Origin of the sequence: Geminisphaera colitermitum TAV2 (assembly GCF_000171235.2) — a bacterium.
Lineage (GTDB): Bacteria > Verrucomicrobiota > Verrucomicrobiia > Opitutales > Opitutaceae > Geminisphaera > Geminisphaera colitermitum.
On record NZ_ABEA03000206.1, the window covers coordinates 1 to 22,626 of the forward strand.

Genomic DNA, 22,626 nt, shown 5'->3' on the forward strand with positions numbered 1-22,626 from the left:
GCACATCCGCCAACCACATCTAGCCCTCATCCTCGCGCTTGCCCCCTTTCCCCTCGCTCAAGCCGAACCGGCTGACGGCGGTGCCACGCCCTTCCAACTCGCCGCCCGTGCGACACCCGCCACCACGCTGCAAGCCGACACCAACGGCATTCTCACGCTCGACGACATTACCCTTCTCCTCGATTACCGCTCAGCCGGACGCAGCACCACGCAAAACACCCCCGGAGCCATCCGCCCGCACTCCGGCTATCCCCGCACCGCCGACTCCACCGCACCCGACTGGCAACTCCGCGCCACCTTCAACACCAAAACATCCCCTACCCCCTTCGTCCTCAACCAAACCCTCACTCGACTCGCCCCCGACACCCTCCGCCTCTCCCTCACACTTGCGCCCGAAACCGCAAACACTGCCGACACACCTCCGACTCCCGGCGCACTTCGTTGGTTCGTGCGCCTCCCCGAAACCACCTTCGCCGGACGCACCATCGAACTCCTTCCCTCCCCTCCGCCCACTTCGCGCACCTCCGCCGCCCCCCCCAAACGCATCCAACTTCCCGATACACCACCCACCGCATTCGCACTTGGAAACGCCCGCGCCACCACGCTCCACATCCCGCTAACTAACCACACGCTCACGATCTCCGCGCCCGACACCACCGCACCACTGCGTATTCTCGTCGCCGACAACCGCCACTACGGACAGCCCCACTACACCCTCATCATCGAAGCCTCCCCCCCCCCCCCCGCTCCAAACGCCCCACACACCCTCACCTGCGACATCACCCTCCGCCCCCATCGATTCACCCCCATCGACCTTCGCTCCGCCGCCAACATGGCCTTTGCCGACGAAGTCGCCGGAGACCAGACCGGCGGCTGGACCGACGAAGGCAAAGACCACGACCTCCGCCAATTCCCCACCGGAGACCAAACCTTCCAAAACATCCCCTTCCACATCATCGACCCCGCCACCAATCACAACCGCTCCGCCCTCATTTTCTCCGGCCTTCACCGCAACTACTTCCTCAAAACCGCCCCCAACCTTCAACTCGTCAACCCCTCAGAAAACGTCCGAACCCTCCACCTCCTCCACGCCTACGCCTGGGACCAACCCGCCAACCAACTCCTCGGCACCCTCATCGCGCGCCACCCCGACGGCACCGTCACCAAAATCCCGGTACACGCCCACCGCGACGCCACCAATTGGACCTCCCCCGCCGATGCACCCAACGGCCCCATCGCCTGGCGCGGCGCCACCACCCGCTTCCCCGAAGTCGGCCTCAACCTCTCCCGCTTCACCCTGCCCGGAAAACCCCTTACCGCCCTCGACATCGAAGGCTCCGGAGCCGCCGTCTGGATGATCGCCGCCATCACAGCCAGCCCCGACGACATCCCGCCCTCCACCAACACCACCACCCAGAAACCACTCATCCTCGCCGCCGGTCCCGACTGGCAACCCATCCACTTCGCCCACGACCCCCTCCCCGGCAGCGCCCTCGATTTCAGCCACCTCATCGACGCCCCCGCAGGCAAACACGGCCCCGTAATCATCACGCCCGACGGCCACTTCGCCTTCGAAAACCAACCCACTCGCCGCATCCGATTCTGGGGAACCAACCTCAACTTCGCCACCAACTACATTGACCGCCCCCTTGCCGACCGCCTCGCCACCCGCCTTGCCCGCATGAGTTACAACGCCGTCCGTATCCATCACTTCGATACGATCCTCCTGAAAACCAACCCAGCCAGCAGCCACGACATCGACCCCGAAAAACTCGACCGACTCGACTACCTCGTTTCCCGCCTCAAAGCCGCCGGACTCTACATCAACATCGACCTCTACAGCTCCCGCACATTTCAACCCGCCGAACTCCCTGACCTCGCCCTATCCACCCCGATCAAATCCGCCATCAAACCCGCCATCCCCATCTCTCCCGACGCCCGGGCCGCATGGCAAAACTTCGCCCGCCAACTCCTCACCCATCGCAATCCCCACACCGGACTCACCTGGGCCGAAGACCCCGCCCTCATCGGCATCTGCCCCGTCAACGAAAACGTCCTCTCCGCCACCTGGGCCTCCAACGCCACCATCGCCCGCAACTACCAGAAACGCTTCACCGACTGGCTCGCCTCGCAACAACTCCCCCCCCCCTCCGAACGCGACCGCTCCCTCGCCTTCGCCCGCTTCCTTCACGAACAACAGGAGACATCCCGCGCCACCCTCGCCGCCTTTCTCCGAAACATCGGCGTCCGTGCTCCGCTCACCGACATCAACCACCGCGACTACAAACCCCTCACGCTCGTCCGCGACCACCTCGACTACGTTGACGTTCACCGCTACTGGGACCACCCCCGATTCGTCGGCGCGCAATGGGATCTCCCCTTCCTCCAACTCGACACCTCCGCCATCGCCGCCGCCGCCGAACTCCCTCGCCAACTCTTTCCAACCCGCATCATTGGACTTCCCTACGCTGTAACAGAATTCAACTACGCTTACCCCAACCGCCACCGCGCCGAATCCGGTCCCCTCTTCGGCGCCTACGCCGCCTTCCAAGACTGGGACGCCGCCTACCGCTTCTCCTACAACGGCGGCCTCATTGCCCACCTCACCGAACCCTCGCCCATCATGAGCTTCAACACCTCCAACGACCCCATTTCCACCCTGGCCGACCGCCTCTCCGCGCTCCTCTTTTTGCGCGCCGACGTCACCCCCTCGCGCAACCTCATCACATACGAAATCGACCCCGCCACCGCCTTCGCCACCCCCGACGCCCTTGGCTCCCACACCGACAACCTCTCCAAACTCGGCCTCGTCACCGCCCTCGGCTCCACCGTCCGCGGCAACACCCGTCCCACCAACCGCACGCACCTCGCCACCATCACCGAACCCGGTACCCGATCCACCACTACAACCCCCACCTTTGAGGACACCCCGCGCCTCCACCAACAACTCCTCGATGCCCGCATCCTTTCGCCAAAAAATTTCACTTCCGATCCCAAACCCGACGCAGGCCGTTACCGCAGCGACACCGGCGAACTCGACCTCAACATCTCAGACGCCCGTTTCTCCGTCATCACTCCCCGCACCGAAGCCCACGCCCTCGCCCGTCCTGGCACCGTCACCGGCCCCATCCTCAACGCCACGACCGACACCCCTGCCACGCTCTCCATCTCCGCCATCGACACCGCACCACTCGCCACCGCCCGCCGCTTCCTGATCCTGCACCTCACCGACGTGCAAAACACCGGCGCTCGCTTTCGCACACCCGAACGCAAAATCCTCGAAGCCTGGGGCGACGCGCCCCTCCTTGTGCAACGCGGTGCCGCCAACATCACCCTCGCTCTCCATCCTCCCCCCACTGCCATCATCACCCTGCACGCCCTCGCCCTCGACGGACGCCGCCTCCACTCCCTCCCCGTCACCCGCACCGCCGACGGCCTGCACTTCACCCTCAACACCATTCCATCCCCCGATTCCACCCACGCCACCACCCTCGCCTACGAACTCGAAATCCAACCATAACCCGCGAAACCGCTTGGCAAGTCCCGCCTCCCCTCTCCCCCCTCACAAGCTGCCGCCACTTCAAACTTCGATGTTAAACGTTCGATGTTGGATGTTGAACGTTCGGGCCGCAGGCCCGCCCCCCCCCCCCCCGGTCATTCACATTTCAGCCTTTCAGCCCGCCAATCCTTCAGGCTTTTTCTCTGCACATGCCTGCCGTCCTCACACTCGAAAAAAGCCTCAACCTCCTCGAAGCAATCCTCCGTGCTGAAGCCGGCGTCGGCACGCGCGCCCTTGCCCAGCAACTCCGCATCAACGTCGCCACTGCGCACAACATCGCCATGACCTTTGTTGCGCGCGGCTATCTCCGGCAGGACGAAACCACGCGCCTCTTCTACCCCGGCATGAGACTCATGCACCTCGGCAACCACCCCACCTACCACCAATTCCTCTCCACTGCCGCCAGCGGAGTTGTCCAACGCCTCGCCGACGAACTCAACGAAACCGTGCAACTCGTCGTCAACGACCAGGGCCGCTTCCTCAACCTCGCCTACGTCGCCGGACGCCAGGCCCTTGCCGTCAACGACCTCAACGAAATCAAACTCCGCAACGCCCACGCCACCGCCTACGGCAAGATGCTCCTCGCCCATGCCGCTCCCGCCGTCCTCGAAAGTTACCTCACCCACCACGGCCTCACCGCGCACACCCCGCAAACCATCACCGACCCCGCCGCCTTTGCCGTCGAACTCGCCAAAATCCGCGCCCAAGGCTACAGCCGCACCACCGACGAATTTAGCGAAGGCGTCAGTGCCATTGCCGTCCCCGCGCACGACGCCTGGGGCAACGTATTTGCCGCCCTCGGCGCCAGCGCTCCGACCATGCGCATGAGCAAACCCGGCTACGCCGACACCCTCCTCGCCGCCCTCCGCCGCGCCATCATCGAAATCGAAAAACTCTGGGCCCACGGCTCGCAACTCCCCGCCAGCGACGCCCCCCCCGGCAACCGCCGCGGACGACCGAGAAAAAAAATTGAAGCCCAAAATTGAAGCGCCAAACCGCAAGTCCCCCTCCGCATAAACCTGATCTTCAATCCTCCCCCCCCCCCCCCCCTTGATGGCCGAGCAGCCTCACATCTCCATCCGCGACCTTGCCGCCCGCCTAGGCCTCGGACGCTCGGCCGTGTCGATGGCCCTGCGCAATCACCCCCACATCTCCGAAAAAACACGCCGGCGCGTGCAAGCCGAAGCCGAGCGACTCGGCTACCGCCCCAACGCCCTCGTCACCGCGCTCATGGCGCAGATTCGCACCCGCCGCGTAAAACGCAGTGGCGAGACCATCGCCTTTTTCAGCGCCTACAAAACCAAGGACGACTGGCTCAAAGCCAACCCGCATGACCGAACCCTGCAAGGAGCCCGCGACCGTGCGGAACACCTCGGCTTTCGTGTCGAACCCTTCTGGCTCGGCCTGCGCGGAGGCGACTCTGCCCGCATTGCCCGCATCCTCCGCGCCCGCGCCGTGCGCGGCGCGATCATCGGCCCCATGCCGCTCGACCTCGAACCGCTCCAGTTCGACTGGAACAGCTTCTTCACCGTGTCCCTCGGCTACTCCTTTTCCCAGCGGATTTTCGACCGGGTGGCCAACAACCAGTTCAACATCATCCGGCTCTGTTACGACAACCTGTGGCGGCTCGGACACCGCCGTATCGGACTGGCCATTACAAAGGAGTCGGACGACCGCGTGCAACACCTCTGGCTGGGCGGCTTCACCACCAGCCAGCAAGTCCTCGGCGGCGCGCCGATCCCTCCCCTTTGGATGGAATACTGGGAGGACCATCCCGACTCGAAAAAACAATTTCTGAAATGGTATCGCGCCCACAAGCCCGACGCTGTTCTGGGCATCGGCCCCGACAACCCCTTGCTCTGGATGCGCGAATCCGGCGTGCGCGTCCCGGAACGGACGGGTTACGCCAACATCGACCTCAATCACAAAAAGATCGGTGTAGTGGCTGGAGCACTGCAAAACCTGTCGGCCGTCGGTTCCGTGGCCGTGGACTTGGTGACGTCCGGAATCAGCCGCAACGAACATGGTATCCCCGAAACCCCGAAAGTCCTTCTCATAGATGCCACCTGGTCGGAAGGCCCCACGGTTTCGCGCCGGAAATAAGAATAGCTCGGTGTTTCAGTCCGAACCCAACGACGTTCGATTCGAATAAAAAAAGGGCCGCCCGCTACCATTAAGTGGACGTGTCCAGTATCACGACGCTTTCATTTTTCAGGGAACCGGGACAACTTCCCGACACTTCATTTTATCACAGCCCCACGCGTATCCATCAATCTGTTACAAGAGAACAATTCCAATGTCCGTCGCCGCCATCACTCCTGACACGCTCTCCGGGCTTCCGCCCCGCCAGCAGGTGGACATGCTCGTCCGGACATGGTTGCGCACCGGTGAATACCGCCCCGGCGACCTGCTTCCAACGGCCAGCGACATTGCCCGCCTTTGCAACGACATCAGCAAACCCACCGTCCGCCGCGCCCTCAAAACCCTCATCGACGAAGGACTCCTCCGCGGAGCCCAAGGCAAGGGCGTGTATGTGTGCGGCGGAAGGCTCAAAAGCAAAAAACCACAGGCAACCAATCTTCTCCCGAACCCAAACATCAAACCCAGACTACAATGAAATTCCAATCGCTATTCCTTGGTGCGGTATTTTTCGCCGCCTGCACGCTGGTGCTTCCCTCCCACGCAACTGTTGTGATCGAAGACACCTTTTCCGGTCGTTATTCCTCTGAAGAATCCGTGAAACTCTCAGCCACCCATCCCAACACCGCAGGCACCTCGTTGAGCTGGACGGCCACCAGCAACCTCGTTTTCAAAACAAATGCCACGACTCAAACGGAATATCTGACTGCCGATGGCACGGCCAACCACGCGAACATGTCGTTGCCTTTCACCTACAACACCTATTCCAGCAACGGAAGTGTGGCGACCGTGGGCATCACATTGAATTCAGGCAGTTCCGGTTCAAACGACAAGTGGATCGGTGTCGGATTTTCCTCAGCAAGCAGTTTTAACAATCCCATATCAAATGGAACGGTCTGGCTTCAGATATCCCGCCGTTCCACAACGGCCAACTGGTATCTCAAGACAAAAAATACGACATTGGCGACGGGGGCGCTCGGCACTGATTTCAGCCTCTCAAGCAGCAATACCTTTTCATTCAGCTACGATTTTGCGACGACCACGGTTACCGGTGTCTATCTGAACGGCGTGAATGTTTTGGAGGCCGCCTACGTTTTCGGTGCTCCAGGAAACCAAGCTGCCCCGGCAGCAACAAACTCTGTCGGCGCGTTCTTCCAGTGGGCGGACAATGACGTCAACAAACTCACGGATTTCAAGGTGGCGATGAATACGACTTCCGTGCCTGAACCCGGCAGCTGGGCACTGATCGGCGGTTCCTTGTTGCTCGCCTTTGGCCTCATTCGCCGCTTTGCGAAACGCTAAAAATGTTGCCCCACATTTCCCGGGCTGCTCAGTATCTGGATTCTAAATACGCTACGCCCTCCCGCCCCTCCCCATTCCCCCCTCGCACCCCATGCACACGGAACCGACTCCCACCAGACACCAAACCGCTTTTACACTGATCGAACTCCTGACCGTTGTTGCCATTATCGGCGTGCTTGCCGCGATTATTATTCCGGTAACCGGACGCGTTCGTAATCAGGCCAAGGCTGTAAAGTGCGTCAGCAACTACAGACAGATCGGGCAGGCGCTTCATCTCTATCTCGCCGAAAACAAAAACGTATTGCCCAGAATCCAATACGCCGCTCCCAGACTCGAAGGCAGCGTCCTATTCGCCCGATACATGGGAATGACCATGAACACCTCCGCGAACACTTTGGATTATGTGCAAAAAAACTTCAGTTGTCCCTCACGCGTCACAGGGGCCAAGTGGGGCGCGGGTTTCAACGAATACGTCAAAGGCCTGCCATTTTCCCAATTCACCCGTCCATCCAGCCAGCCCTACGCAATAGACCTATGCGAAGACGCTCGATACATTGATAGCACCGCGCTTGCATCAACATCAACCCGCCTGCCAATGGCCATCCCCAAACCGCACTCCGGCAAAGTCACAGTCCTTTTTCTCGACGGACACTCCGCGCTCAAAAAAGTCAGCCAGATCAGCCGCGCCGACATCAAAAGGGATACGAGCCCCACATACGACCCAACGCCGGAGGAACTGAAACCCGATGGCACCGGCGGCATTGGCAAACCCGAGAACGATAGATAAGCCTCCTCCAGCTTCCACTGCCCCTTCTTCCGCTCGCCAGCCAGCCCCTCTCCTCTTCACGATTTTTATGACACGTTGCGTTCACACACACCCGTTTGCGTCCGTCTTTTTGTTGGCCGCCGTTTCCCTTGCATCCCGATTGCTGATGCCGACACCTGCAAACGCCGCCACAGCCGATGCGCAGCCGATGCCCGGCTTCACCCTCATTACGCCGCAACCGGCACGTTCCGCGCAAGAACTCACCGCATCGGTGCAAACCGCGCTTAACTCCGACGCGCCACGCGTATCATTCGCGCCCGGCCACTACAAACTCGGCAGTCTGGTGCTGCCCACCGGCACCCGGCTTAAGTTCGCGGATGGAGCGATCGTGGAGCCGGATGCTTCCCTGCTAAAAGACAAACGACTCCTCAGCATCACAGGTAACGACGTGGCCATCGACGGCCTGCACCTCCGTTTCCCGCAAATCGACGGACACGAACTCGGCATACAAGAACTCCGCTCCATCATCGAAGCCCGCAACGTGACCGACCTCCGCGTGACGCGACTCAAAGCGCTGCGCACCGAAAAAAACTATGCCGAAAAGAAAAACGGCCAACTGGTCGTCCTGCGTCTCGACGCCTGTAATGACATCGTCGTGCGCGACTGCGACACCAGTTATCTGTGGGCGCTCGTTCAGGCCCAACACTCCGTCCGACTCGCCGTGCGCAACAACAAAGCTGTGCAAGGCCAATACATAACCCTCTTCAATAACGGCAGCGAATGGCTCCTGCACGAAGGCAACTGGTCGCAACACGTCACCTTTCAATGCCAGTGGTGGGGCGGCGATTCCAACGACGGACACAAACAAATACCACGCGGCACCGCCTCCACCGTGAAACGCGGTTCCCGTCCGGGCGACGAAGGTTTCCTGCCCGACACAGCAGGCACCTACGATATTCAGGTGCTCGGCAACTTTGCCGAATACGGCATGACGCTCGCCTGGGGTTCCAAGGGCCGAAACGTCATCATCGCCAACAACCTCGCGCGTTACATGCGCGACATGGCTTACGACACCGAAGGCACGGGCACCGCCATCATCGCCAACAACATTTCCATCAACTCAAGATACTTTGGCATCGGCTGTTATTTCTGGGGCGACAGCGTCCTCATCTCCGGCAACCTCGTGATGGTGGAACCCGAAGGCGATCCGGTTTACCAAGGTGATTTTCTCCGTCTCCACAGTGCCAATACAAAGAGCTTCGGCAACCGCAGGATCCTTGTCACCGGCAACCAATTCGTAGCCCGCGAAGGCAAACCACGCGTCATCACCATCGAAGCCAGCGAGGACGTGACGATATCCGGCAACAAACTCGTCAACGGACGCATCAACATGGTGAACGCCTCGCAAGAAGTGTTGATCCTGAACAACGACATAAAAAACACACTTCCCGGAAACTATCACGCCGTACGCGGCGCCGAGGGCGTGAAACGCCTCATCATCAAAGGCAACGTATTCCGCCGCGAGGCCAACGAAGACGCCCCGCTGCCAGCCGAGGCGGCCCTCGCCCTGTTTTTCCCGCGCAACGGTCGCGCCATCGTTGAAAACAACATCATTGAAGGCTGGAAATATGCCGCATGGACGGGCCGGCTTCCGTCGGGAAACGGTTCCGCGATCTTTCGCAACAACGACATCTCCGGCGAACTCGTGCGCGACCAGACAAGCGCCGACGCGAAACTTTTCCGTCACGGTAATTTAAATCTCGATACACTGCAAAACGCGGACTTCCGCCTCGCCACCGAAGTCGAACGCCAGCCCCGCCCCCAAAAAACGTCTGCCCAACCGATCGACACTGTGACGCCCAACGCCCCGCCACCAATGAATTGATTGCGCCTTGATTCCCTCCCCCCCCCCACCACCACCGTCAACCGCCCAGTTCCACGAACCCCCACTTCGACGCCGAGAACAGCCCGCGGTCGCTCAACTTCAAATCCGGGATCACCAGCAACGCCATGAACGACAGCGTCATGAACGGCGCATCAAGCCGCGAGCCCAACGCCTTCGCCGCCCGGTCAATCGCCGTGTAACGCCGCGCCACCACGCGCCCGTCCGCGTCCGACATCAACCCCGCAATCGGCAGCGGCAACACCCGCCGCACGCCCCTGCCCCGCCGCACGCGCCCGCCGCCGCACGCCACCGCCAGCGACAGGCCGCCACGATGTTCGATCACCAAATTCACCGCCGCCGCCAGCGAGGCATCGTCCACGCCGACAGCCACGATGTTGTGCGAATCGTGCGCGACCGACGACGCAATCGCCCCCTCGCGCAACCCGAATCCGCGAATAAAACCCACCGCCACCGGCGCGTTCGGCTCGTAGCGATTGACCACCGCGATCTTCAACACGTCGCGCTCCACGTCCGCCGCCACACGCCCGCCCACGATCCGCGCCGGCACCACTGACGAGCCCGTCACCAGTTGCCCGTTAACCGCCTCGATCACCCGCAATGTCCGCCCTCCATCCGCGCTCGCGCCCCCCTCCCCCCCCCCGCCCACACCAGCATTCGTATCCGCCATTTCGATACGTCCGGCCGGCACCGCGAAATCCGCCGCGCCCCGCCGCTCTGCCTTGAAAAAATTCACCCGCCGCGACGCCTGCCGCTTCAACCGCGTGCGCCCGCCCGCCGCCACCAACTCGCCATTGATGTAGGTCCGCCGCACCCGGAACCGCCGCCAGCCCTCCACCACCACGAAGTCCGCCCGGTCGCCCTCGCGCAGCAACCCAACGTCCAGCTTGTAGTGCTCCACCGGATGCACGCTCGCGCACCGCAACACATCGAACCGGTCCGCCCCCGCCGCCAGCGCCCGCCGGATATGTTCGTCGATGTGGCGCTTCACCAGCAAATCCGGATGCAGGTCATCGCAGCAAAACATGCACCGCTCCGGCTCGTTGAGCAGCAACGGCGACAACGCCTCGAAATTGCGCGCCGCCGAACCCTCACGAATCAAGACCCGCATCCCCGCCGCCAGTTTGTCGCGCGCCTCCTCGATCGTGAAACACTCGTGATCGGTCGTGATTCCCGCCTTCGCATAGGCCTTTGCCTGCGCGCCGCGCAAACCCGGCGCATGACCATCCACCGGCTTCCCCTCACGCTTCGCCGCCGCGATCATCGCCAGCAATTCCGGGTCCCCCGCGAGCACGCCGGGGAAATTCATCACCTCGGCGAGGAACCGGATGTCCTTGCGCGCCAGCAAACGCCCCACCGCCGCCGCGTCCAGCCGCGCGCCCGCCGTCTCGAACGACGTCGCCGGCACGCACGACGGCGCGCCAAAATTAAACTTGAGCGGCGACCATCGCGCATCATCCAGCATGAACCGCACCCCGCGCTCACCCAGCACATTGGCGATCTCGTGCGGGTCCGACACCGTGGCCACCGTGCCATGAATCACCGCCAGCCGCGCAAACTCCGCCGGCGGCAGCAACGAACTCTCGATATGGATGTGCGCATCCACAAACCCCGGCATAATCAACTGCCGCTCCGCCCGGTCCCCCCGCACTCGCGCATCGCGTCGCACCGCAGTGATCCGCCCCTCTCGCCACTCCACCGTCCCCGGAAACACCTCTCGACGATGCAAATCCACAATATGTCCAGAAATTCGTTGTGCGCGTGACGGAGATTTCATGCCCCCCCACCATTCCCCCACCCCACCCCCGCTGGCAATTCGGTTTCGAATCCGAAAGTGGCGCGGGCTTTTTCCGCCGATCGCCCGCAACGGTTGCCACTCAACCTGGGATCGCCAGCGTCCCCCCCCCCCTCCCCTCACGAACCAGTTGACAGCCAGCCACCCGCCATCGAAATACCATCCTGTGAGCAACGACGCGGCCCGCGAAAAATTCAAATCCTACCTCGGCACCAAAGGCCTCCGTGTGACGAACCAACGTCTCGCCATCTTTGAGGCCGCCTTCACGCAGCAGGACCACTTCACTGCGGAGGAACTCCTCGACCACGCCCGGGCCATCGACGACTCCGTCTCCCGCGCCACCGTCTATCGCACCCTGCCGATCATGACCGAAAGCGCCCTTCTCCGGGAGGTCGATATCGGCAAAAACCTCAAATACTACCACCCCAACAAGGACAACAACGCCCAGGTCGCCCAAGTGATCTGCGTCGATTGCGACAAGATTTTTGAAATCAGCGCCCCCTTCATGGAGTGGTATGGCAGCACTGTCTCTTCCAAGCTTGGCCTCACCCCCGTCTCGCAGCGTCTCCAGGTCAACGCCCATTGCAACAAGCTGAAACAAAACGGCTCCTGCGAAAACAAAGGCTCCAGACTCTGAAGACCCCAAAGGCTGGAAAACACCGTCCCACGCCGGTCATTTCCCTTTCAGCTTTTCAGTTTTCAGCTTTTCAGTTCTTTCACGACATGTCCCGCAAGGAAGACATCGCATTTGACATCGACTTTTACGAATCCGTGCTCCGGCGCGACTCCCGCTATACGGACGTCATCGAGCTCCTCGGCGGACTCTACACCAAGGCCGGCCGCATCGCCGACGGGCTCAAGATGGATCGCAAACTCGTGCGCCTCCAACCCGGCAACGCCACTGCGCACTACAACCTCGCATGCAGCCTTGCCCTCATCGGCAACGCGGACGAAGCCATCAAATCCCTGACCACCGCCCTCGAGCGCGGCTACGAAGACCACGAATGGATGCTCAAGGACGACGACCTCGCCACCCTGCGCCCCCTCCCTGAATTCTCCCGCCTGCTCGCCCAGGTCAAAGCCGCCGCGCAGAAACAAGCGTGACCGCTGCGTGGCCCCGCGCCACGATCCTCCCCTCACGACTCGACCCACAACGATCTGACACCAACGACCACTCCTCATTCAGTTTTCCGCTTTTAGCATTTCCGTCTTTCCATCAATGGCCGCTGCCACGCTCAACTACGAACCCGTCATCCTCGCGCCCCGGCGCGAGGCCCCGGTCCTCACGCCCATCCAGCAACAAGTCCTCGCGCTCAAACGCGAACGCAACGCCGTCATCCTCGCTCACAACTACCAAGTCGAAGCCATCCAGCAAGTGGCCGACTACGTGGGCGACTCGCTCGGCCTCTCCTATCAGGCGCAGGCCGCGCAAGCCGACGTGATCCTCTTTTGCGGCGTCCACTTCATGGCCGAGACGGCCAAAATCGTAAACCCCTCCCGCACCGTCCTTCTCCCCGACCTCGCCGCCGGCTGTTCCCTTTCCGACTCCTGCCCCGCCGAACGCCTCGCCGCCTACAAAGCCGCCCACCCCGAGGTCTATGTCGTCGCCTACATCAACTGCTCCGCCGCCGTCAAAGCCCTCTGCGACGTCATCTGCACCAGTGGCAACGCGATGAAGATCGTCAACAACGTGCCCGCCGACCGCGAAATCCTCTTTGTTCCCGACCAAAACCTCGGCCAGTGGGTGCAGCAAAAAACCGGACGCCGCATGCGCCTCTGGCCCGGCAGTTGCTACGCCCACGTCCAGTTCACGACCCAAGCCATCGAACGCATCCGCCAAAAATTTCCCGGCGCGCCCGTTGTTGCGCACCCTGAATGCGTGCAAGCCGTCCGCGACCTTGCCGACGAAGTCTGCTCCACCGAACTCATGGTCAAATTCGCCAGGGAGACACCCGCCACGCAGATCATCGTCGTGACCGAAAGCGGCATGCTCCACCGCCTGCGCAAGGAAGTCCCCGGCAAAACCTTCATTGCCGGCCCCACCGACACCTGTGCCTGCAACGACTGCCGGTTCATGAAGATGAACACCATCGAGAAAGTCCGCGACGCGCTCCAAAACATGTCGCCCGAAATCGACGTTCCCGAGCCCATCCGCACCCAAGCCCTGACGCCGATCCAGCGCATGCTCGACTGGAGCAAACGCCCCTAGTGTTCTGTCCCGAAAGAAACATAACTAAATGGCCGCTATCAGAAGAGAGATGAAGAACCGAGGAAGGCCACCGAAGTTTGAGTTGACGCTGACGGAGCTGGAGCGACGGACGCTGGAGCAGATCAGCCGGTCGCGCGAGTTGAACCAGCGGGCCTGGTGAGACGGGCGCGGGGCATATTGATGTCCAGCGAAGGGCAAACCAACGACGCGATCGCCGCACAACTGAACGTTTCGTCGCCGACGGTGTGTGTATTGGCGCAAGCGATTCAGTGAAGCGGGGCTGGCGGGGCTGCACGACAGGCCGAAGGCGGGACGCCCGCGCACGCACGACGACGAGCGGGTGGCCGGACTGCTGAAAAAAGCGCTGGCCAGTCGTCCGCCGGATGCGACGCACTGGAGCGTGCGCCAGATGGCGGAGCAAACAGGCATCTCCAAGAGCAGCGTGCAGCGCTACTTCGCCCTGTTCGGCGTGCAACCTCATCGGAGCAGATCGTTCAAGCTGTCGACCGACCCGTTCTTCGTGGAGAAGGTACGCGACATCGTCGGGCTGTATCTGAACCCGCCGGACAAGGCGGTGGTTCTGTGCGTGGACGAGAAAAGTCAGATTCAGGCGCTGGAGCGCACCCAGCCAGTATTACCGATGGGGTTGGGTTATCTCGAAGGGGTCACGCACGACTATTACCGGCATGGCACCACGACGCTGTTCGCCGCGCTTGAGGTGGGCAGCGGTCAGGTCATCACGCAATGTAAGCCGCGCCATCGTCACCAACAGTTCCTCTCTTTCTTGCGGCATCTCGACTCCAGTGTGCCGCCGCCTCTGCATCTGCATCTCATCATCGACAACTACGCCACGCACAAACACCCGAAAATCCGCTCCTGGCTCGCGGCACATCCGCGCTATCATGTGCACTTCACCCCCACCTACGCCTCCTGGCTCAACCAGGTCGAACGCTGGTTCGCCCTCATCACCCACCGCTCCATCCGCCGCGGCTCCTTCACCACCGTCAAACAACTCATCCAGCGTATCGACTCCTTCGTCCGGCACTACAATCTTCACCCCAAGCCCTTCTCCTGGACCGCCACCGCCAACTCCATCTTCGCAAAACTTCAACGACTTTCTAAAGTTATCTGCGGGACATCACTCTAGAAGTTCCCTGATGTCGCACCCGACGAAAAAGGTAAAACGCTCCCAAACACCACCGCTTTTCATCACGCCGCCCGGGGGCCGTAGTATTTTTTGTAGCTCCGGTAGTAGCGGTAATTGGAGTAATACTCGATGCGACGGGCGGTCAGGCCGTTGAGGACAACGCCGAGGATTTCGTTTTTACCGGCGCGAAGCGCCTTGATGTAGAGTTTGATGTGCTTGCGCAGGGCGCGGTTGAAACGGCACACGTAAAGGACTTCGTCGGTGCGCTCCGCGATGAGCAGGGAATCGCTCACGGCACCGAGCGGCGGAGAATCAACGATCACCAGGTCGTAGTGCTTTTTCAACTTCGTCAGGAGTTGCGTGAAGGCGGCGCTTTCCAAGAACTCCGTGGGTGTGCGGGAGCGTCCGCCGGAACGCAAGAGGTCGAAGTTTTCACCGATCTTGATGACGCCGAGATGCGGGTTCTCGGGAAGCAGGTCGTCGAAAGGCGCACCGGCTTCGAACCAGGCAAGGAGGCCGGCGTTGTTTTCGATGCCAAAATGACGGTGGATGGTGGGGCGGCGCAGGTCGCAGTCGATAAGCAGGGTGCGGCGTCCGTGGCGGGCAAAGGCTCCGGCAAGGTTGCAGGATATGAGCGTCTTGCCTTCGCCTGGAATGGTGCTCGTCACGAGGATCGATTTGGGAAAATCGAGGCGGGAGTGGATTTTTACGGCGCTGAAAATGTTCAGAAATGCCTCGGTGGCATGTTCGCCCTGGCCGTCATTGGTGTGTGGGTCTCGTTCGGGGTCACGTCGTCGGTCCGGCGCTCCTTCGCTGGTGTTGTTTCCGCCGCCGCTTTCGTCGGCCGCATTCGGGCCGACGGCAAAGAGTTTGTAGCGGTCGTGGTCTTTGATGTCTCCCAGACTGGGGATGATGCCGAGGAGATTGGCACCAATGAAGTGTTCGACGTCCCAAGCGCTTTTGATGCGGTCGTCGATGAGGTTGAGCCCGAAGGCGACGCCAAAGAAGACGAGGAGGCCGAGCGCGACGGAGGTCTGCGTGATGCTGCGCGGGTTGGGCGAATAGGGAGCGCCGGCGGTTTGGGCGCGGTCAAGGCGGCGGACGGGGAGTTTTTCGAGGTTGCGGCTGGTGTTGACCTGGGAAAGGCGGTCGAGGATCTGGGCGTAGTTGCTCTTGGCAACGGCGGCGGTGTTTTCGAGGGATTTGTACTCGACGGAGAGGTCGCGGAGGCGGAGGTGCTCTTTTTCGTTGGCGGTGTATTCGATGGCGAGGGAGGCTTCGCGGGCGCGGGCTTTTTCGAGGGTGGCTTGCAGGTCGGCGATGGCGAGGGCGATGGCGGCGGCGAGTTGCTGGCGGGTGACGCGAATGGAGTTGTCGATCTCGATCATGCGGGGGTGGCGGTCGAGGTAGCGTTCGGAGAGGACGGCCTGGGTGCGGAGGTGCTCGGCAAGCTGGGCGCGGAGGGCGGGGACGGTGCCGTAGGTGGAGATGATGTTGAGTTCGATGAGGTCTTTGTTGTCCTTGCGAAAGGCTTCAACCTGGTTGTTGAGGTTCTCGATGGCGAGGCGTTCGAGGCGGGCGGTCTGGAGGGCGGCGTTAACGGAGGTGAGGCGTTCGCGGACGATGTTGGTGGAGTTGTCGAGCGAGACGAGGTTCTCGCGTCTCATGTAGTCGAGGAGGCGTTGTTCGGCGGCGTTGGCTTCGTCGCGGAGGCGGTCGGCGCTGGTGTTGAGGTAGCTGACGGCGTCCTCGTTGCGGCCGCTGACGCTGTCGATCAGGTAGGTGATGAATTGGTCAACGTAGCGGTTGGCGATGAGGGCAGCGCCGTCGGGGTCGCGGTTGTAGGCGGTGATGCTGATGAGGTAGCTGCGGGCGACGGACTGGACGTTGATGCCGCCAACGAGGCCGGAGGGGCCGGGCAGCGGGCTGCCGCTGGCGATGGCGTCCTGCTGGTAGGGTCGCTGGAGGATTTTGATGTCATCGGGTTTGAGGGACTCGGCGACTTTGTCGCGGAGTTTTTGCGAGCCGATGATCTGGAGGTAGGTGTTGAGGTCGGCGTCGCTGCTGACGGCTGTATCCACAACTTCCTGACTGGTGACGACGCGCTCGGGTTTCTCGATCTGCATGGTCGCGGTGCTCTGGTACATGGGGAGTTCGCGTGACTTGTAGTAGGCGTAGCCGAGGGCGGCGAGGAGGGCGAGCGGGAGGGCGATCCAGAGGCGTTCGCGGACGATGATGTAGTAATCGCGCAGGGTGCGGCGCTCCACGAGGTCGTCGTCGCCGGAATGGAGTTTGGCGGAGGGTGGCGGGCGATTGTTGGTAGTGTCGGGCATCGGCGAGGAAAGAGGGATGAATCGGTGCGGAATGGCTGGGCCTGAAAATGGGCTAGATGAGACGTTCGGGAACGAAGACGATGTCGCCAGATTCGAGGATGAGGCTGTTGTCGGAGACGCTGGCGTTGCGGCGGCCTTTTATCAGGCTGTCCACATCGACGCTGAAGACTTTCTTGGTGCCGTCGGGGAGTATCCGCGTTACGGTGACAGTGCCGCGGGCGGTGTCGGTGAGGCCGCCGGCGCGGGTGACGAGTTCGAGGATGGTCATGCCGGCTTCGATGGGCAGAGGGTAGCGTCCGGGGGAGCGGATCTGGCCTTGGATGGAGACTTCGCGGGGGGCGTATTCCTCGACGTTGATGGTGACTTTGGGGAAACGCAGGTAGCGTCCGTCGCGGAAGGCGGCTTCGACGGCCTGCTCGGCCTGGACGATGTTGAGGCGGGAGACTTTGACGGCGCCGACGAGGGGGAGGTTGATGTTGCCCTGGGCATCGACGCGGGCGATGACGGAGAGTTCATCCTCCTGATAGACGGCGACGCGGAGGCGGTCGGTGTTGGTGATGATGTAGGCGCGGGCGGCGGCCTGCGAAGCCTCGGTGGGCGCGAGTTGGGCGCGGAGGGGGGGGGGGGGGGAGGACGCGAGGCCCGCGAGTAGGAGGAGCGCGGCGGCGAGGGCGGGTGGTTGCAGGCGGTGGATCATGTTCGGTCGATGTGAGTCGGCGTGTGGTGGTGAGTGCGGTTCACCAGCGGGAGGAGGCTCCGAGGTTGAAGGTATGCCGGGAAAATTCAGAGAGCGAGAGGTTGGAATAGTTTTGGTAGTATTGGTAACTGCCCGTGATTTGAAGGCGGGGGTGGAGGGTGTAACCGAAGCCGATGCCGGCGGTGTAGTACCAGTCGCGGCGGTTGCCTTCCTTGTATTGGTTGAGGCCGGTGCCGAGGTTGGAGTTGAGGCTGAGGCGGGAGTTGACGGCGTACTGGCTTTCGATGCTGAGGATGGTGGTCTCGGTGGTGGAGCCGGTGGAGGTGGTCTGGAAATCGTGCGTGAGGGTGCCGGTGACGTTGAGGCGCTTGCTGACGGTCCAAGTGGTGGAGATGGCGGCGGTGAGGCCGTCGTAGGTCTCGTCGATGCCGGAGTCGGTGTAGTGGCGGCGTTGATACCCGACGCGTATGGTGCCGTTGAGCTTGGGGAGAATCTGTCCGCTGAGGCCGGTGGTGATGGCGTGGTCCTGACTGCCGCCGGTGTCGGAGGTGGTGCTGTCGCGGTAGCGGTATCCGACAAAAATATCGCGCCGGGAATTGAGCACATAGAAGAGGTCGGTGCTGGCCGTGAACGTGTCGAGGTCCACGAGGCCGCCGTCGTTGTGGAGGTAATCGGTGCGGGCGTAGCCGATGGCGCCGGTGACGGAGTAACGCTCGATGACCGGATAACGAAAGGCGAAGTTGGCGCCGTAGTCCCAGGATTCGGCGCGAATGCTGGTGTTGACGTCCGGGTCGTTGTGATGGGCGGCGTTGAGGGTGAGGGAGCCGGTGGTGCGTCCGGTGCTTTTGGAAAGTTCGAGGGAGAAAACGGGATCGACGGAGTTTTCGTCGGAGTGGGTGACGAAATCGGAGAGGTTGAGGCCGGCGCTGGCATCGACGCCGATGAGGCCGGCGCGGCGGGTGTAGTTGATGACGACTCCGGCGCTGTAGATGAAATCGCCGGGACCGCCGTTGTAGGTGTAGATGTTGGAGTCGTAACCGGCGCCGGCGTTGAAGGTGACGAAGACCTGGTCCTTGCCATCGTTGAAGCGGAGCAGGGCGAAGGCACCCGGCACAACGGCGAGGCTGGCGAGGCTCGCAAAGAGGACAACGCAAACGCGCACCAAGGCGGCATGTGAGAGGATGCCGCAACCGGGGCCGCCGGAGGTGATTCGTGAGCATGCACGACGCGAGACATTCATCAGCGATGCGGTTGTCAGCGGGCGGTGGAGGCGGCAGTGCCGGAAGCCGCCGCAGGCGCGGGGGCCACGGAGGTGTCGCTGATGATGGGACCGTTGGTCTTGGGGTTCACGGGCGTGATAATCACGGGGACAAGCTGGGGGCGGTTTTCCTCATTCTGGGCGGTGCGCTCGGCGATTTCAAAATAAACGGTGCGGCGGGCCATGCAGGCGGAGGAGACCTTGTCGTCGAGGGAGGCGCGGTCGGCATCGGGGATGGGACGGATCTGGACTTGCGGGGGCGAGTTGGGCGACTCCCGCCGGATGACGGCCTGCTGGCCGGGCTTGAGAACTTCGCCGCCCGAAAACCCCTCGCCACGCACTGTCACGTCGCCGGCAATCAGGGAGACTTTGGTTTCGCTGTCCGTGGTCTCCACCACCACACGCTGACCGCGAATGCTGATATTGGCGAGAGGCGTCGAATAAACCATCGAACTGCCCGCGATGAGGCGGCTGGTGCAGAGGCCGACCGTGCCGCGCGAAAGATAGGTCTGGGTCTGCGAGATGGAGGGCTCCGCCTCAAGGTCGGTGCGGTTGGGCTGAAAAGGCTCCTGGAGAAAGCGCTTGATTTCCAAGCGCGTGTCTTCGGCGAAGTAAATGCCGGTGCCGTTGGAGAGAACGAGGGCGCTGGTGGCGTCGGGCCTGGTCTCCACGACGGTGCCCTCGGCGGAGTGAACGGACTTGCGGGTGAGGTCTTCGATGCGCTCGCCGGTGTTGATTTCGGAAGTGCCGCCATCGAGGTCGGCAACGTAGAGGCGGCTGGTCGGATTTTGCTTTTTGCTGCCGCTGCTTCCGCCACCCGCTTCATCGGCACGGAGCGCGGAGGGAACGACTGCGATGGAGAACAGGGCAACGACGACGGCGAAGGCGATGGTTGCGGGCGCCTTGCAGACGAAGGCGCGCGCGTGGCGGGAGCCAGCGGCTGCGAGTGTGGTAGGCATGTGTGTGACGTTTTCCTGATGATTTCTGCCGAAAGGCTGCGTGGTAGCTCTGACGAATTTTTTACAATCAAGGCCAATCTGCCAACTTTGTCTAGGTAAATTGCCCCATTGACGGCATTCCCACCTGCCGCAGCGCTTCGTAGCATGCGATGCCGGCGGCGGTGCTCAGGTTGAGCGAACGCAAGTCGGGATTGGCATGAGGGATGGTCACGCGACGGGCGGCGCCGATCTCGTCGTGCAACCATGCGGGAGCGCCGTGGCCCTCGTTGCCAAAAACAAGCCCGTCACCATCGGCAAACGCCGCATCCCAATGACGCCGCGTCGCATGCGTGGTGAAGAGCCACAACCGTTCGCGCGGCGGAGCGTGCGGGCTGGTCAGAAACGCCGCCCAGTCCGCGTGATGATGCACATCCAGCGAAAACCAGTAGTCCATCCCGGCGCGTCGCAAGTGCCGGTCGGTGATCGTAAACCCCAAAGGATGAATCAAATGAAGCCGCGACTGCGTGAGCGCGCACATGCGCCCGATGTTGCCGGTATTCTGGGGGATTTCGGGCTGAAACAGGACAATGTGGATCATGCGTGGGTGGCCGAGGCTGGTTGTGAGAAACTTCCAACTTTGAGATTGCGCAGGGCAAGTCCACTCGCAACGTCTCACCCCTTAACTCACTTTAACACCATGCAAGAACTCGTCACCCTGGAGTGCACCGAAGCCAAAAAGGAAGGTAAACCAACCTCCCGCTATCTGACTTTCCGTAACAAGAAGACAGTCACCGAGCGCATTGAGAAGAAGAAGTACAATCCCTTCCTCAAGCGCCACACCGTCCACAAGGAAATCAAATAAGCGCCCGCATCCGCGCTTCATTCTCACCTGCCAAAGCCGGTCCCGACTCGGGGCTGGCTTTTTTGTTTTTGCGACCCGCCCGCAGCCGGTGCGAGGCTTCCGCCCTATTATGAGCAAAGACGCCACCACCGCATCACCCGCCACCACCGTCCAAGACCGCCTCGCCAATCACCTTGGCCGCACGCCTGAAACCTCCGGCGCTCTCTGGATCGCCACCAACGCCACCGTCACGGGCAACGTAAAGCTGGGCGCGGATACGAGTGTGTTTTATGGAGCCGTCCTCCGCGGGGACATCAACAGCATCGAGATCGGCGACGGCTCCAACATTCAGGACAACTGCATCGTGCACCTCTCCGACGACGCCGACGTCAAGGTAGGCCGTTACTGCACGGTGGGGCACGCCGCGATTCTCCACGGCTGCACGATCGAAGACGAAGTGCTCGTGGGCATGGGCTCCATCATTCTCGACAAGGCCGTCATTGGAGCGCGCAGCCTGGTGGGAGCCGGTTCCCTCGTGACGCAAGGCTTCACCTGCCCGCCCGGCTCGCTCGTTCTGGGCCGCCCCGCCAAGGTCATCCGCCAGCTTTCTCCCGAAGAACAACTCTCCGGTCGCAAACTCGCCGAGAAATACACCGCCGTCGCCAAGTCCCACGCCGCAAAACAAAACGCGCCCGCGTAGCGCGCAATGTCAGGACGGACGGCTGGACGGGCTAAAGTCCGGCCTATTGCGGTCGATGTAAGGAGGGCAAAAAAATCCCATGAGCCAGACCGCACCCTCCATCACCTCCCACATCGGCAAGTATCTCACCGTCGTACTCGACAAGGAATCCTACGGCATCGAAGTGCTCAAGGTCCGCGAGATTATCCGCATGCAAAAAATCACCCCGGTGCCACGGACCCCCGCCTACGTCAAAGGCATCATCAATCTGCGTGGCCGGGTGATCCCCATCATCGACCTGCGAATGAAATTTGGCCTGAATGCCGAGATGGCCGAGCGCACCTGCATCGTTGTCGTGCAGGTCAATCTCAACCAAGGAACCCCGGCGCAAATGGGCCTCATCGTGGACAGCGTTGAGGAAGTGACCACCTTGTCGGCTGGCGAAATCGAACCCACGCCCGACTTCGGCGCCCGGATCGACACCACCTGCCTGCTCGGCCTCGCCAAGATCAAAGGTGTGGTCAAGACGCTCCTTGATATCGACCAAGTCATCGCCCACGACCTTGTGGAACTCCCCGGCGCAGCCGCACCCGCAGCCGACGCCCCCTCGAATTGAGTCTCCCGCCCCCTGAAGGCCACCCGGAGCACACTTGCAAATTCGCGGGCTTGCAGACCGTTCCGGTCTGGTCTTGCGCTTCGCTCCAGACCGCACCTTGCAGGTGCGCCATCTCCGCGCTGGCGCGCTCCGTCGCAAGCGAAGCCCCTACAACGAACCGGCGGCAGGATGCCGCCGCTCCTCGTTACCTATGGAGGGCGGGTCTCCCGACCTATACGCGCTAACATGTTTCGTTTTTTTCTTCATTTTTTGATTCAAACCAGCCTTTTAAATCTAAAAATCGCTGTTTTCTGCTGAAATAATCTCAAGAAATGCGTGGCGATTGAAAAGATGTTAGCGCGTATAGGTCTCCCGACCCGCCAGACGCGGCGCAGCCGCGCCTTCCGGAATTGCGACGCTTCGCGCCGTCGGCGGGTCGGGAGACCCGCCCTCCTTGGTTGGTTG

19 protein-coding genes and 1 pseudogene are annotated in these 22,626 nt (G+C 61.9%); 14 read left to right on the forward strand and 6 right to left on the reverse strand.

The genetic code is table 11. The features are described 5' to 3' along the window. The 7 genes from OBACDRAFT_RS26000 to OBACDRAFT_RS23895 all read left to right on the forward strand — a co-directional run. A partial coding sequence (locus OBACDRAFT_RS26000) for a hypothetical protein (RefSeq protein ID WP_052362506.1) occupies positions 1 to 3,520 on the forward strand: 3,520 nt, incomplete at its 5' end. Between the two features lie 188 nt (positions 3,521 to 3,708). Beyond that, positions 3,709 to 4,545 (forward strand): IclR family transcriptional regulator, encoded by an 837-nt coding sequence (locus OBACDRAFT_RS23870; RefSeq protein ID WP_043589605.1) that lies wholly within the window; start codon positions 3,709 to 3,711, stop codon positions 4,543 to 4,545. Positions 4,546 to 4,612: 67 nt separating this feature from the next. After that, positions 4,613 to 5,662, forward strand: coding sequence for a LacI family DNA-binding transcriptional regulator (locus OBACDRAFT_RS23875; RefSeq protein WP_043589607.1), 1,050 nt, complete (start codon positions 4,613 to 4,615; stop codon positions 5,660 to 5,662). Positions 5,663 to 5,855: 193 nt separating this feature from the next. Next, positions 5,856 to 6,176 (forward strand): GntR family transcriptional regulator, encoded by a 321-nt coding sequence (locus OBACDRAFT_RS23880; RefSeq protein WP_043589608.1) that lies wholly within the window; start codon positions 5,856 to 5,858, stop codon positions 6,174 to 6,176. Further along, positions 6,173 to 7,000 carry a PEP-CTERM sorting domain-containing protein gene (locus tag OBACDRAFT_RS23885; RefSeq protein ID WP_043589610.1) on the forward strand — a complete coding sequence of 276 codons (828 nt, stop codon included), beginning with the start codon at positions 6,173 to 6,175 and terminating at the stop codon, positions 6,998 to 7,000. The genes OBACDRAFT_RS23880 and OBACDRAFT_RS23885 overlap by 4 nt, the downstream gene beginning before the upstream one ends. A gap of 91 nt (positions 7,001 to 7,091) precedes the next feature. Continuing rightward, the gene (locus OBACDRAFT_RS23890) at positions 7,092 to 7,787 is read left to right on the forward strand and encodes a type II secretion system protein (protein WP_052362508.1); all 696 of its coding nucleotides are present in this window, start codon (positions 7,092 to 7,094) and stop codon (positions 7,785 to 7,787) included. Positions 7,788 to 7,932: 145 nt separating this feature from the next. Then, complete coding sequence (locus OBACDRAFT_RS23895) at positions 7,933 to 9,651, forward strand: right-handed parallel beta-helix repeat-containing protein (RefSeq protein ID WP_157837273.1); 1,719 nt, start codon at positions 7,933 to 7,935, stop codon at positions 9,649 to 9,651. Positions 9,652 to 9,688: 37 nt separating this feature from the next. On the opposite strand, the gene ade is transcribed toward OBACDRAFT_RS23895, so the two are convergent. After that, entirely contained in the window at positions 9,689 to 11,446 is a 1,758-nt protein-coding gene (ade, locus tag OBACDRAFT_RS23900) for an adenine deaminase (protein ID WP_043589631.1), read from the reverse strand. Positions 11,447 to 11,630: 184 nt separating this feature from the next. Here ade and OBACDRAFT_RS23905 point away from each other — a divergent pair, with 184 nt between their 5' ends. The 4 genes and pseudogenes from OBACDRAFT_RS23905 to OBACDRAFT_RS23920 all read left to right on the forward strand — a co-directional run bounded on the left by OBACDRAFT_RS23905 (position 11,631) and on the right by OBACDRAFT_RS23920 (position 14,820). Further along, on the forward strand, positions 11,631 to 12,101 hold the full coding sequence (locus OBACDRAFT_RS23905) for a Fur family transcriptional regulator (protein ID WP_043589613.1): 471 nt from the start codon (positions 11,631 to 11,633) through the stop codon (positions 12,099 to 12,101). 86 nt (positions 12,102 to 12,187) lie between these two features. Continuing rightward, complete coding sequence (locus OBACDRAFT_RS23910) at positions 12,188 to 12,568, forward strand: TPR end-of-group domain-containing protein (protein WP_043589614.1); 381 nt, start codon at positions 12,188 to 12,190, stop codon at positions 12,566 to 12,568. A gap of 115 nt (positions 12,569 to 12,683) precedes the next feature. Further along, positions 12,684 to 13,673, forward strand: a complete 990-nt coding sequence (gene nadA, locus OBACDRAFT_RS23915) for a quinolinate synthase NadA (protein WP_043589617.1) — start codon at positions 12,684 to 12,686, stop codon at positions 13,671 to 13,673. Between the two features lie 49 nt (positions 13,674 to 13,722). After that, positions 13,723 to 14,820 (forward strand): annotated as a pseudogene (locus OBACDRAFT_RS23920) (IS630 family transposase). 62 nt (positions 14,821 to 14,882) lie between these two features. On the opposite strand, the gene OBACDRAFT_RS23925 reads toward OBACDRAFT_RS23920, so the two are convergent. The 5 genes from OBACDRAFT_RS23925 to OBACDRAFT_RS23945 all read right to left on the reverse strand — a co-directional run bounded on the left by OBACDRAFT_RS23925 (position 14,883) and on the right by OBACDRAFT_RS23945 (position 20,644). Next, entirely contained in the window at positions 14,883 to 17,153 is a 2,271-nt protein-coding gene (locus OBACDRAFT_RS23925; RefSeq protein ID WP_043589618.1) for a GumC family protein, read from the reverse strand. 52 nt (positions 17,154 to 17,205) lie between these two features. Continuing rightward, entirely contained in the window at positions 17,206 to 17,850 is a 645-nt protein-coding gene (locus OBACDRAFT_RS23930; protein ID WP_052362509.1) for a polysaccharide biosynthesis/export family protein, read from the reverse strand. 40 nt (positions 17,851 to 17,890) lie between these two features. Continuing rightward, positions 17,891 to 19,090 (reverse strand): surface lipoprotein assembly modifier, encoded by a 1,200-nt coding sequence (locus OBACDRAFT_RS23935; RefSeq protein ID WP_043589620.1) that lies wholly within the window; start codon positions 19,088 to 19,090, stop codon positions 17,891 to 17,893. Positions 19,091 to 19,104: 14 nt separating this feature from the next. Beyond that, the gene (locus tag OBACDRAFT_RS23940) at positions 19,105 to 20,067 is read right to left on the reverse strand and encodes a FecR domain-containing protein (protein WP_043589621.1); all 963 of its coding nucleotides are present in this window, start codon (positions 20,065 to 20,067) and stop codon (positions 19,105 to 19,107) included. 91 nt (positions 20,068 to 20,158) lie between these two features. After that, the gene (locus tag OBACDRAFT_RS23945) at positions 20,159 to 20,644 is read right to left on the reverse strand and encodes a tRNA (cytidine(34)-2'-O)-methyltransferase (RefSeq protein WP_043589623.1); all 486 of its coding nucleotides are present in this window, start codon (positions 20,642 to 20,644) and stop codon (positions 20,159 to 20,161) included. Positions 20,645 to 20,743: 99 nt separating this feature from the next. On the opposite strand from OBACDRAFT_RS23945, the gene rpmG reads away from it, so the two are divergent. The 3 genes from rpmG (at position 20,744) to OBACDRAFT_RS23960 (ending at position 22,182) form a co-directional block, all read left to right on the forward strand. Next, a complete protein-coding gene (gene rpmG / locus OBACDRAFT_RS23950) occupies positions 20,744 to 20,908 on the forward strand; it encodes a 50S ribosomal protein L33 (protein ID WP_043589624.1) in 165 nt (54 codons plus the stop codon). Positions 20,909 to 21,017: 109 nt separating this feature from the next. Then, the gene (locus tag OBACDRAFT_RS23955) at positions 21,018 to 21,587 is read left to right on the forward strand and encodes a gamma carbonic anhydrase family protein (RefSeq protein ID WP_052362511.1); all 570 of its coding nucleotides are present in this window, start codon (positions 21,018 to 21,020) and stop codon (positions 21,585 to 21,587) included. Between the two features lie 79 nt (positions 21,588 to 21,666). Beyond that, complete coding sequence (locus tag OBACDRAFT_RS23960; protein WP_043589626.1) at positions 21,667 to 22,182, forward strand: chemotaxis protein CheW; 516 nt, start codon at positions 21,667 to 21,669, stop codon at positions 22,180 to 22,182. The last annotated feature ends 444 nt before the right edge of the window (positions 22,183 to 22,626 follow it).